This window comes from Micromonospora sp. DT201 (assembly GCF_049841575.1).
Taxonomy (GTDB): Bacteria; Actinomycetota; Actinomycetes; order Mycobacteriales; family Micromonosporaceae; genus Micromonospora.
In genome coordinates this window covers 14,898-26,746 of record NZ_JBNCKP010000006.1, presented here as the reverse complement: position 1 = coordinate 26,746, position 11,849 = coordinate 14,898, and the positions used below count along the sequence as shown (strand labels likewise).

Sequence of the window (11,849 nt, the reverse complement as noted above, 5' to 3'; positions counted from 1 at the left end):
CAGATAGATGGCATAAGCAGTGCCACGTACCGGGCGAAGCGACCCGGCACGGCACCGAGACGCAAGGAGCGTTCCATGGCAGTCGACCTCCGCCGTACCCGGCCTTTCTGGGCCACGGCCGCCGCGGTGCTCGCCGTGGCGGCGTTGTCCGCCTGCGGCAGCGCCGGGGCCGCCGACCCGGTCGCGGCACCCGCCACGAGCAGCGCCGCCACGCCGACCGCCGCCGCGCCCCCGCCGATCAAGGGCAAGCTGCGCGGGTACGGCACCGTGCGGCAGCTCAGCGAAACCGCGGACCTGGTCGTACGCGGAAAGGTCGAGGCGGCTGGGTTCCGGGTCGACGAGGTGCTGCGCGCGGCGACCGGATCGTCCGTGCGGGCCGGGTCGCAGATCACGCTCGCCAGCCTCGACGGCGGTGTGGCGGACATGGCGCAGATGTCCAAGCTCGAGGCGGGTCAGGACGTGGTGCTCTACCTCTCCCAGGACCCGTCGGCTCCGACGTTCCGGACGCTCAGCGGCGACTTCGGCGTGTTCGACGTGACCGGGTCGGGCGACGACGCAGTCGCGGCGACCCGCTCGCAGTCGATGGCAGTCAGCGGCCTGCTCGCCGAGGACCCGGCCGCGTCCGGCCACGGTTTCCGTACCACCCTTGGCCAGTTGCGCGCCGTCGCCGCCCAGGTGAAGTAGCACGGTTGGAACGCGGACGGCACCCGACCCGGGTGCCGTCCGCGTGGTCAGTGCTCCCGGTAGGTGGCCAGGTCGAAATCGGCGTACACGCCGTCGCCACCGAGATCCTGCACCCACAGGCCAACGAACGCCCCGGTGAAGCCCCACGCCGCCGGTTCGCCGTCGATGATCAGCGCGGCGTGCTCGTCGGACAGGATGGTCGCGTCCAGGTCGACCGGCAGCCGCTGCCAACCGGCACCGAGGTCGTAGTCGAAGCGCACCACCGGCCCGTCGAACACGGCCCGCAGACCAACCCTGGTCACCCCGCTGACGTCGGTGGTCAAATCGGGGTACGGGGTGCGCCGCCCGTTGTCGGAGCTGAGCAGCTCCAGCACCGTCCGCCCGTCGTCGGCGCGGGTCAGGTAGAGGTGGTGCCAGTTGATGGTGTTGTAGTAGGCGGTGATTCCGGCGAGCTGACGGTGGTCGGCCGGGTCGAACTCCACCACCGTCTCCAGCGAGCAGTGCGTGGCGCCGACGCGCCTGGCGACCAGGCTGGGGGCCTGTCGACCGACCGGTGACTGCCCGCCGTAGACGCGCAGGTGCGACGGACGGGACCGCAGGTCGATCCAGTCCGGGCTGGCTGGCCGGCGCAGCGTCGACCAACACAAGCTCAGCTCGGCGGTGTCGAAGTCGTCGGTGGCGGGTGCCGCCGGCCATGGGTGCGCGGGCAGGTCGGGTGCGACGACCTCGTCTGCTGGCACCCCGCCGGCGACCCGGGGCCAGCCATCCGACGGCCACTCGACCCGCTGGATCGCGGTTTCCCGGCCCAGCACGCAACTGCCCAGCGGCGAGTAGGGGCGGCCCACCAGGTGCGCCAGATACCACTCCCCGTCCTGGGTGCGAACCAGGCTGCCGTGACCGGCCTTCTGCAAGCGCAGGTCGGGCCGCCCGAACGAGCTGAGCAGCGGCCCGTCCGGGTCCACCTCGTACGGCCCGAAGAGCTCCCGGGACCGGGCCATGGTGACCTGGTGCTCCCAGCTGGTGCCGCCCTCGGCGGTGATCAGCCAGTACCAGCCGTCGTGGCGGTACAGGTGCGGACCCTCGGTAACCCCGACCGGTGTGCCGGTGAACAGGATGCGGGGCCGGCCGACCAGGCGGCGCGCGGCCCGGTCGTACTGCTGGATTTCGATGCCGCCGAAGCGGTCCCGGCCGGGTCGCCAGTCCGCGCTCATGCTCAGCAGCCAACTGGTGCCATCGTCGTCGTGGAACAGCGCGGCGTCGAACCCGCGCCCGTGCAGTTTCACCGGATCTGACCAGGGGCCGGCGATGTCGTCGGCGGTGACCAGGAAGTTCTGTGGGTCCCAGTAGCCGCTGGCGAAGCTGGCCACGTCGCTGTAGACCAGGTGGAACTGACCGTCGTGGTAGGTGAGGTCGGGGGCCCACACCCCGTTGGAGTCGCCGCAGCCGCGCAGGTCGAGCAGGCGGCGGTCGGTGATGATCCCGCCAAGGGTGCGCCAGTTCACGAGATCTCGCGAATGGTGCACGCGCACCCCCGGGTACCACTCGAAGGTCGAGGTGGCCAGGAAGTAGTCGTCGTCGACGCGCAGGATCGACGGATCCGGGTTGAACCCGGCCAGGACGGGATTGCGGATCGACCGGGCAGCGGTCGCCACGTTAACGATGTCGGTCGACACGAAGGCTCCTCTGGGCGGCTTTCTGGAATTTCCGGAAACTTGCGGTCCAGGATCACTGGATGCGCTGCCTACGCTAGCCGGTATTTCAGCATAGGACATAGGCCTTGACCGATGCTGCTACAGCTCGTAGCGTGCCGGCCATCGATCGGTAATACCGGCGAAGCATTGAAAGTTCCGGAGATCCGCGTTTCGCGCCCTGCCGGCTCGGTCGGCGTCCGAGCACCCCCGTGGGTCTGGCCGGCAGCGTCAAGGGATGACACCGCACCACCGCGAGCAGACCTGAAGCTTCCAGCACAACGAAGGGGTGGACCGTGGGCGTGGAGAACGGCCGTAACGTCACCATCGCCATGATCGCGCGGCTGGCCGGTGTCTCCGTGCCCACGGTCTCCCGGGTCATCAACGGCCGCTCGGACGTCGCCCCCGACACCCGGGAACGTGTCGAGGCATTGCTCAACCGGCACGGCTACCGCCGACGGTCACCGGCCCGGCGTACCGATGCCGCCCTCATCGACCTGGTCTTCAACGACCTGGACAGCCCATGGGCCGTGGAGATCATCCGCGGGGTGGAGGACGTTGGCCAGACCAGCGGCGTCGGCACCGTCGTTTCGGCCATCCACTGGCGCATCTCCTCGGCCAAGCAGTGGCTCGACAACATGCGAACGCGCTCCACCGAGGGCGTCATCTTCGTGACCTCGATGGTGAACCCACCGTTGCAGGCCGAGCTGAGCCGGCTCCACCTGCCGGTGGTCATCATCGACCCCGCCGGCGTCGACCCGCAGGAATCACCCACCATCGGCGCCACCAACTGGGCGGGCAGCCTGAGCGCCAACCAGTACCTGATCAGCCTCGGCCACCGCCGCATCGGCTTCATCGCCGGCCCACCGCACCTGATGTGCAGCCGGGCCCGGATGGACGGCTACCGGGCCGCCCTCGGTGCCGCCGACATCCCTTTCGACGACACCCTCATCCGCCCCGGCAACTTCTATCATGAGGCCGGTTTCAGTGCGGGTACGCAACTGCTGGCCCTGCCCGACCCACCCACCGCCATCTTCGCCTCCAGCGACCAGATGGCGCTCGGCGTCTACGAGGCGGTCCGCAAACGCGGCCTCCGGGTGCCCGACGACATCAGCGTGGTCGGCTTCGATGACCTGCCGGAGGTCCGGTGGTGCTCCCCGCCGCTGACCACCGTCCGTCAGCCCTTGGCCGAGATGGGCATGCTGGCCGCACGGACCGTGTTGCGCCTCGCCGGCGGTGAGAAGACCGAAAGCCCTCGGGTCGAGCTCGCCACCGAGCTCATCGTGCGCGACAGCGCCGCACCACCTTGGAGACCGTCAGGGTCGTGACCGTCGTCAGGCGGTGCGGAGGGCATCGTCGACGCCCGTCTCCCGGTGGCCGAGGTGCGCCGGGTCGCGACCGGAGAGTAGATCCAGCGCGGCCTTCAGGCAGGCGCCGTTCTCTCGGGACGAGCTGACCCGCCACGTCTGGGCGTAGCGCCTCGCGGTTTCGTCACCCACCCCGGCGGCGTCGATGCCGAGACGCCTGCACAGTGCCACGGCGCGGGGCAGGTGGAAGGACTGGGTCACCACCGTCGCGCGTCGCACCCCGAAGATGCGCTCAGCCCGCGCGCACGAGTCGTACGTGTCGAAACCGGCGTAGTCGAGCACCACCTTGCGCGCCGGCACACCTCGGTCGACCAGCCAGCCAAGCATTGCGGCGGGCTCGTTGTAATCCGCGTTCATGTTGTCGCCGGACACCAGGATCGCCCGCACCTTGCCGCCCACGAACAACCGTCGCGCGATCTCCAGCCGGGCCGCGAGAAACGGGGACGGGGTGCCGTCCGCGTCCACCTTGGTCCCCAGCACCAGTGCCACCGGCGCATCCGGCACGGCAGCCTCGCTGTAGATGTGGCCGTCCGCGGCATCGCGGATCCACAGCACGCTGGCCACCGTGCCGCCGGTCAGCAGCACCGCGCCAACCACCAGCGCGACGAGCATGCGGCGAACGAACCGCCGGCGCTGCGCGTACCACCGCCTGAGCGCACCGAATCGTCCCTGCATGCCGCGAGACTATTCGGGCTGCGCTCAAGCCGACCTGTCGGCACCGGTGCGCGGCAGTTTCAGCTCGACTGGCTGCGAAGACCCGGTGTCATCTCTCCGGGTGGCGGCGGACGAAGTCCTGGTAGGTCTCGTTGGCTAGTTCCATCTCCCGAACCTCGGCGGTCAGCTCGGCCTGGCGCACCTCGGCCGTGGACCGCGCCCGGGCGAGTTGCAGCTCGTGCCGCCGGTAGCGCGCCCGGGCCCAACTCCGTCCCAGACCCCACACGATCCAGCCGCTGGAGGCGACGAGCCCAGTCAGTACGAAGGCGAGGAGGAAGTCCATCTCGACATCCTTTCTGATCAGCCGACGTCCCGGCGGACGGCGAGCCAGGTTCCCAGCCCGAACATCAGCACGACGTATCCGAGTAGGACGATCACGGGCAACAAAGGGCCCGCCGATTCGATTACCCCGGGGGTGCCGCCCTCGAACTGTGAGCGGGCACCGAGCGCACCGGCGAGAGCCCCGGAGCTGGGGGCAAGGAGCAACTTCTGGACCAGCTCAAGGGGGTTCAGCACCAGGGCGAGCCCACTGATTGCGTTCTCCAGCACGAGCGTCCACACGAGGCCGACGGCGATCGCGGTCGCGGTGCTGCGGAACGCGATGGCGAGGAAGAAGCCGAGGCTCGCGTGCGCGCTGCAGATCAGCCAGGCTGCCGCGACGGCCTTTGCCAGGTCGTCGGCGGGAGGCCAGTCCAGGCCGCGTCCCTCGGCCAGCCCCAGCAGTGCGGTGACCGCGGCCAGCGCGGCAAAGGTGAGCGCGACGAGCAACAGGGTCAGGGCGCAGAGCGCAACGGCGTGCCCGGCCAGGACCTGTGCCCGCCGGGGACGCTGGGTGAAGATCAGATTGAGGGTGCCCCAGCGGTATTCGTTGCCGACCACCACGGCACCGAGGATCACCACGATCGCGCCGCCGAAGAGCGGAAACAGTGCGATGCTGGTGGGCACGAGTTGGCCGGGCAGCACTGCGTCCAGCAGTGACGCGGCGTCGTCGGCCTGCTTCGGGTCGCCGGCGAGGGCCAGGTGCACCAGGTAGGGGACGCCGACGCCGAAGGCGAGCGCCAATGCGATCCAGGTGAGGGTGATGGTCCAGACCGCCGGTCGTTTCCGGTCCGCGAACCAGGCCGCGCGTACCGAGGCGATCATCGGCTGCTCCCCGTCGTGGTGGTCGGCACCGGGTCGGGTTCGTCCGTCCCGGTCAACTCCAGGAATGCTTCCTCCAGCGAGTGGCGTACCGTGCGCAGCTCTCGTACGTCGATGCCCGCCTCGACCAACGTACGGTTGAGTTCCGCGGCCAACGACGGCTCTGCGTCCACCCGCAGCCTGCCATCGGCGGCCTGCACCGCCCGGACGCCCCGGTGCTCGCGCAGGCACGCGGCGGCCTTGTCGATCGGGTCGGCGGCGATGAGCAACTCGCCGCCGCCGAGCGCCGCGCGCAACTCGTCGGAGGTGCCGTCGGCGATCAACCGACCCCGGTTGATGACGGCGATGCGGTCGCAGACCTGCTCCACCTCGCCGAGCACGTGGCTGGAGAGCAGCACGGTGCGCCCGTGTTGCCCGAGCGAGCGGAGCAGCTCTCGGATCTCGGAAACGCCGGCCGGGTCCAGCCCGTTTGTGGGTTCGTCGAGGATGAGCAGGCTCGGCTGCTTGAGCAGCGCGGCGGCCACGCCGAGCCGCTGTTTCATGCCCAACGAGTAGGTCCGGAACGGGGAACGCGCGCGCCCGGTCAGGCCCACCTCGGCCAGCACCTGGTCGGCGGCGCTGTCGGCCACACCCGCGTAGCGGGCGGCGAGTTTGAGGTTGTCCACGCCGGACAGGTGCGGATAGAAGGCCGGCGACTCGATGAGGGCACCGACCCGGGCCAGTTCGCCCGGGGTGCCGGGTGGTTGACCCAGCACCCGGATCCGGCCGGACGTCGGCCGGACGAGGCCGACAAGCATCCGCATCGTCGTGGTCTTGCCGGCGCCGTTGGGGCCGAGGAAGCCGAAGACCATCCCCTCGGGCACCCGCAGGGTGAGCCCGTCGACCGCCGTGACGCCGCCGGGATAACGCTTGGCCACGTCAAGCATTTCAATGGCGAATCGGTCATTCTCCAACGGACTGGCGCAATCGTCCGGCGGAGTGGCTGAATTTGCCGTCAGGATTTGCTCTCGCCTTCATCTGCCGGTCCTTACTCGCTCCCGACCGCAGCGCAGGGTTAACTGCACACGGCCATTAACTGATCGTTAAGGTGGGGGCCGGGGTAGGGGTCGCGGCGGGACGGTCCGCCGTGGTGGGTGGGTGTGGCGAATCCTTCCCGCCATAGCTCAGTGTCCTCGCATTCACTCCGGATGCTACCTGAAATGGAACTCTCTGATGTCGACAGGATTGACATTGACCAACATGTTAAACACTCCAAGTCGATGGTTGTCGTTGGCATAGGAGCCCGGATGAGTCTGCCACTGGACGGTGCGGAAAACCTGGAAGTCCGACCTAAGCTGCGACATGATGTGGTCTTCCTGGATGCGCCGGCCGGCGCCTACCTACGCGGCCCGGACACCGCCTTCCTGATCAAGGGCAAGTCCGCATTCCGCTGGCTGACCACGCTGAGCCCACATCTCACCGGGGAACACACGCTGGGGCAGCTCACGGCGTCCCTGGAGCAGGGGCAGCGGCAGACCGTGCACACCCTGGTCCGCGCGTTGCTCACCCGCGGCTTCGCCAAGGACGCCGGCGACCGTAGCGAGCTGGCGGAACCGGTGGCCCGAAGATTCGCCCCGCAGATCGAGTTCGTCGACCACTTCGCCGACGACCCCACCGTTCGGTTCCTGCGCTTCCACACCGCCCGGGTCGTGCTGGGCGGTCAGGGATCGACCCTGCTGGCCGCGGCGAGCGCGCTACTCCGCAACGGGTGTCTCCACCTCGACCTGCATCCGAGTGATGACCCGTCGCGTTACTCCGAGGCGCTGCGACCCGAGGTGGCTGAGCTGCGCGGGGACGGGCTCGCAGTCGACGTAGACGTGCACGATGGGCCGGTCGACCCGACAGAGGCCGACGCGGTGGTGTATTGCACCGACCGTACCGGCCTGCCCCGGCTGGCCGAGCTGGCGCGAACGTGCCACCGCGACGGCCCGCTGCTGATTCCGGTGCTCTGGGACGACGAGCGGGCGGTGGTCGGCCCGGCGGTCGAGCCGGGACGGACTCCGTGCTGGTTCTGCGCCCAACTTCGGCTCACCGCAAGCGCCGAGGCCACGGACGCCTGTGAGTTCTGGCGGCACCTCGCCGTCGGTAGCGGCCCCGACGTGCCCGCGCCGCTGCCGGAGGTGACCGCGCGAATGCTCGGCAACGCCGCCGCGTTCGAGGTCTTCCGGGTGCTCACCGGCGCGCTCGCACCGGACACCGGAGACGGCGTCCTGCGGCTGGAGCGGTCCACCCTGGAGTCTGCCCGCGAACAGGTGTTGCCACATCCGGCCTGCCCGGTCTGCCGCGACGTCGACGTGCCCGAGCCGGCCCTACCCGCCGAATCCGACGACGCGACGTACCAGCGTGCCCAGAAGTTGGTGTCACCGAACGCGGGGGTGTTCACCCGGTTCGTGGACGACCCGCTGGAGCAGGCGCCGCTGAAGACGGCCCGGCTGCGGTTGCCCGGCCGGCGCGGTCCGCGTGAGGTGGACGCCTTCGACGTGCACACCGTGATGAGCGCCCGACTGGCCGCGTACCGAGTGGCGGTGCGCGACCACGCCGCCCGGTACGCCGACCCGCACGCCGGCGTGCTCGCCACGGCCGAGCAGCTGCGCGACCGCGGCGAGCACCCGGTGCCGTGGACTGAGCTGGACACCGCCACCGGGGCAGTGCCCTACGACCCGTACCGGTCGGTCCGCTGGCTGCCGGCGACCGTCCTGGGCCGTCCGGGCACGGTATGGGTGCCCGCCGCGTTGGCGCTACCCACCTCGGCCGCGAACGGCGAGGGCCTCGCCGAGCGGACCGTGGCCGGCGCGGCCGCCGCCGACAGCCTCGACGGAGTCGTCGACCAGGGCCTGGCCGACGCGTTGGCGTACCACGCGCTGGCCGCCACGATCAGGGGCGCCGGCGGCCTCACCACGGTCGGTGAGGAGGAGCTGGTCGGTGACGACGACACCGCGTTCGTGGTGAAGGCGGCGCACCGCTTCGGCCGCCAGCTCGCGGTCTACGCCCTCACCGGCGCCGCCCCCGCGCACGCCGTGCTCGCCGTCACCGGGGCGCACGACGGCTGGGATCGCGACTGGCGTCTCGCCGGCGGCTTCGACCCCGTCGCCACGCGGCTCGCCGCAGTACGCGACCTGGTCGGGCGGATCCAGGTGCGGCACTTCGAGGGGGCCGACGCCGACCTCGGCGACCCGGTGCTCACGGACTTCGACCCCGCCACTCTCACCGGCGATGCGACCAGCGCAGGCGCGGGGCTCGGCGGCACCGATCGGGCCGCCGTGCTGGCCGCCCTCGCCGAGCGGGAGATCAGCGCGTTGCTGGTCGAGACCACCACCCGGGACGTCCGGGCCAGTGGGGCATTTCGCAGCGGGGTAGTCCTGCTGCGCCACCACGGCCCGACGTCCGACTAAACCACCACACCAGTGGTCCGAGCGAGGCACGCACCGTGGAAGGAGGTGGAAATATGCCGATCACTCTGAACGATGAGCTCCGCGAACTGGAGACCGAGACCTTCGAAATCGAGGAGGTGGAGGACGGCGGCGAGGCGCTCGCCGCTACCAGCTCCAGTTGCTCGTGTTCGAGCTGCTGCAGCTGTAGCACGTCAAGCTGCTGCAGCACCAGCACCAGCACCTCCAGCTGCGGCTGACCGGGTAGCCGGGCGACCCGGGTTGACCCCCAGGCGCTGACGCAATCCAGTCTCCGGTGGGCCGTCGCATCCGAACGCACCAACCGCCGCCGGTCCGACCGGCGAGTAGCCCTTGCGTGCCTCCGCTGGCTCCATCGTGGTGGTGCGGACGCAAATCCACCGACGACTGGCGCTGACCGCGACTCATGGAGCGGCCCGTGTCGCAACCCTGGCATCCGTCGCACTGCACCATCTGCACCTCGTCGAGTTGCAGCGGCACCAGCCAGAACCCGGCGCCACCCGACCGCTCCGGACGGCCGGACGGCACCGAGGCCTGCGTACACCCGAGGGGAGGTAGAGGGAATGCCGGATCTGACTGAGGAACTCCGCGCGTTGGAGACCGAGACGTTCGAGATCGAGGACGTCGACGCGATCGACGCGATGGTCATGGACTGGTCCAGCTCCAGCTGTTCCTGCTCCAGTTGCTGCAGCTGCAGTACGTCCAGTTGCTGCAGCAGCAGCACCAGCACCGGATGCGGCGGCGGGTAATCCCGTCGAAGCCGTCCCCGCCGGCGAGCCACGCCGGCGGGGAATTCCGGCCCTGACCTCTGACCGCAGCGACCGCAGACAGGTGAACCGCATGATCGTCGACGTCCGGACCACCTCCACCGGGTGGGACAGCAGCCTCAAGCAACTCGGCGAGGCGTTCCACGAGCGACTCCAGGACCGGTCCGACCAACCGGCCGACAGCGACCTGCCGCTGGCCGGAATCACGGTACGGATCGCCGCCCTCGGCCTCGCCGACGCGTACGCCGACACCGGTGCCGGGCTCACCAGCGACGTGGTGCCGATCTGGCTGCACGGCGCCGCTGCGCTGGTCGGCCCTCGCTGGAACGGGGTCACCGAACCGGGTGCCCTACCCGGCCCATGCCCGCTCTGCGTCCAGCGTCGCTGGCAGGCCATCCGGCTCCGCGACGAACGGCACGCCCTGGAGCACGGCGCCGCGGTCGGGGTGGTGGCGCCCCTGCCACACCTGACTCCGTTCGCCGTCGACGCGCTCTGGCAGCTGTTCCGGCAAGCCTGCCGGTCTCGCGCCGGGCGCCCTGGCGTGGCCCGGCTGCACCAGCTGCGAATGGACACCCTGGAGACGACGGGGGTCGAGGTGCTGGCCGACTCCGAGTGCCCGGCCTGCGCCACCGTCCGCGCGGACACCGCCGAGAGGGCCGTGATTCCGCTGACCCGCCGACCGAAGCCAGGCCCGACGACGTACCGGCTGCGCGCCGCCGACGAGCTGGACCTGCCGGTCGAGGCGTTGGCCAACCCGGTCGCCGGCGCGCTGGGCGGCAACGCGCTGCGGGCGTACAACGCCACCGCCACCGCACCCGTCACCGGCTACTTCCGGGTCCGCAGCCGCTACGACCTGCACGAGATGTGGTGGAGCGGGCACGCCAACAGCTACGGCGGAAGTGAGACGTACGCGCTGCTGGAGGGCCTGGAGCGGTATGCCGGCCAGTTCCCACGGGCCAAGCGCACCGAGGTCTTCGACAGCTACGCCAACCTCGCCCCGCAGGCACTCGACCCGGCCGGCCTGGGCTACCACCCGGCGTTCTACCAGGGGCACGGGCACTACTACGCCCCGTACTCCCCGGATGAGCCGATGCACTGGGTGTGGGGGTGGTCGCTGCGCGACGAGCAGCCCCGCCTCGTCCCTGAACAGCTCGTCTACTACCTGGACCGTCGCGCCGACCAGCGCAAGTTCGTCCAGGAGTGCTCCAATGGCTGTGCCAGCGGCAGTAGCCCGGAGGAGGCGTTGCTGCACGGCATGCTTGAGCTGGTCGAGCGGGACGCTTTCCTGCTCGCCTGGTACGGCAAGGCCCGGCTGGCCGAAATCGACCCGGCGACCTGTCGGGACGAGCGGGTGCACTTCATGCTCGACCGGGTCGACCTGCTCGGCTACGACGTCCGACTCTTCGACACCCGCGCCGACCTGCCGATCCCGGTCGTCACGGCGGTGGCGGTCAAGCGCGGTGACGGGCTCGGCCAGCTCTGCTTCGCCGCCGGAGCGAGCCTCGACCCCGACGACGCGGTCCGCGCGGCGCTCTGCGAGACCGCCTCCTACGTCCCCGGCTTCGACGAGCGGGTCGCCGCCAGCGAGCCCGAGTTGCGGGAGATGATCCGCGACTACACCCGGGTCACCGAGCTGAGTCACCACGCCCTGCTCTACGGGCTGCCGGAGATGGCGCGCCACGCGGCGTTCCTCTTCGACGACCCGCCCCTGCGGTCCATGTCCGAGCTGTACGGCGACTGGCTCGCCATCCGAGAAGAGCACGACGATCTGAGCGCCGACATGACGTACCTCGCCGGCCTGATCGCCGGCCTCGGCGGCGACGTCGTCGCGGTCGACCAGACCTGCCCCGAGCAGCAGGTCGCCGGGGTGCACACGATGGCCGTGGTGGCGCCCGCGCTCGTCCCGATCGACTTTGGCTGGCAGCGGCAGCGGGTGCTCTGGAGCGAGCGCCTGGGCCGGCACCTGGCCCGTGGCCGGCACGGGCCGGACGGTCTCGGCGCCACCGGTCGCAATCCCCACCCGCACCCCTTCCCGTAGGAGCA

10 protein-coding genes are annotated in these 11,849 nt (G+C 70.4%); 5 read left to right on the top strand and 5 right to left on the bottom strand.

Annotated features, from left to right (window positions below; translation table 11 throughout):
* Positions 1 to 75 precede the first annotated feature (75 nt).
* A complete protein-coding gene (locus ACLQ28_RS13515) occupies positions 76 to 684 on the top strand; it encodes a hypothetical protein (protein WP_425686588.1) in 609 nt (202 codons plus the stop codon).
* A 47-nt stretch (positions 685 to 731) separates the two neighbouring features.
* On the opposite strand, the gene ACLQ28_RS13510 is transcribed toward ACLQ28_RS13515, so the two are convergent.
* The gene (locus ACLQ28_RS13510) at positions 732 to 2,357 is read right to left on the bottom strand and encodes a glycoside hydrolase family 43 protein (RefSeq protein WP_425686587.1); all 1,626 of its coding nucleotides are present in this window, start codon (positions 2,355 to 2,357) and stop codon (positions 732 to 734) included.
* Between the two features lie 347 nt (positions 2,358 to 2,704).
* On the opposite strand from ACLQ28_RS13510, the gene ACLQ28_RS13505 reads away from it, so the two are divergent.
* Positions 2,705 to 3,700, top strand: coding sequence for a LacI family DNA-binding transcriptional regulator (locus ACLQ28_RS13505; RefSeq protein WP_425686828.1), 996 nt, complete (start codon positions 2,705 to 2,707; stop codon positions 3,698 to 3,700).
* A 6-nt stretch (positions 3,701 to 3,706) separates the two neighbouring features.
* Here ACLQ28_RS13505 and ACLQ28_RS13500 read toward each other — a convergent pair whose 3' ends face one another.
* The 4 genes from ACLQ28_RS13500 to ACLQ28_RS13485 all read right to left on the bottom strand — a co-directional run bounded on the left by ACLQ28_RS13500 (position 3,707) and on the right by ACLQ28_RS13485 (position 6,519).
* Positions 3,707 to 4,414, bottom strand: coding sequence for a SanA/YdcF family protein (locus tag ACLQ28_RS13500; RefSeq protein WP_425686586.1), 708 nt, complete (start codon positions 4,412 to 4,414; stop codon positions 3,707 to 3,709).
* 88 nt (positions 4,415 to 4,502) lie between these two features.
* Positions 4,503 to 4,736, bottom strand: a complete 234-nt coding sequence (locus ACLQ28_RS13495) for a hypothetical protein (protein ID WP_425686585.1) — start codon at positions 4,734 to 4,736, stop codon at positions 4,503 to 4,505.
* Positions 4,737 to 4,753: 17 nt separating this feature from the next.
* Positions 4,754 to 5,596 carry an ABC transporter permease subunit gene (locus ACLQ28_RS13490; protein ID WP_425686584.1) on the bottom strand — a complete coding sequence of 281 codons (843 nt, stop codon included), beginning with the start codon at positions 5,594 to 5,596 and terminating at the stop codon, positions 4,754 to 4,756.
* Entirely contained in the window at positions 5,593 to 6,519 is a 927-nt protein-coding gene (locus ACLQ28_RS13485) for an ATP-binding cassette domain-containing protein (protein WP_425686827.1), read from the bottom strand. The genes ACLQ28_RS13490 and ACLQ28_RS13485 overlap by 4 nt, the downstream gene beginning before the upstream one ends.
* Before the next feature lie 360 nt (positions 6,520 to 6,879).
* Between ACLQ28_RS13485 and ACLQ28_RS13480 the strand changes: the two genes are divergently transcribed.
* The 3 genes from ACLQ28_RS13480 to ACLQ28_RS13470 all read left to right on the top strand — a co-directional run bounded on the left by ACLQ28_RS13480 (position 6,880) and on the right by ACLQ28_RS13470 (position 11,844).
* On the top strand, positions 6,880 to 9,024 hold the full coding sequence (locus ACLQ28_RS13480; protein ID WP_425686583.1) for a TOMM precursor leader peptide-binding protein: 2,145 nt from the start codon (positions 6,880 to 6,882) through the stop codon (positions 9,022 to 9,024).
* 578 nt (positions 9,025 to 9,602) lie between these two features.
* On the top strand, positions 9,603 to 9,788 hold the full coding sequence (locus ACLQ28_RS13475) for a thiazolylpeptide-type bacteriocin (protein ID WP_089021435.1): 186 nt from the start codon (positions 9,603 to 9,605) through the stop codon (positions 9,786 to 9,788).
* A 91-nt stretch (positions 9,789 to 9,879) separates the two neighbouring features.
* Entirely contained in the window at positions 9,880 to 11,844 is a 1,965-nt protein-coding gene (locus ACLQ28_RS13470) for a TOMM precursor leader peptide-binding protein (RefSeq protein ID WP_425686582.1), read from the top strand.
* Positions 11,845 to 11,849: the final 5 nt, after the last annotated feature.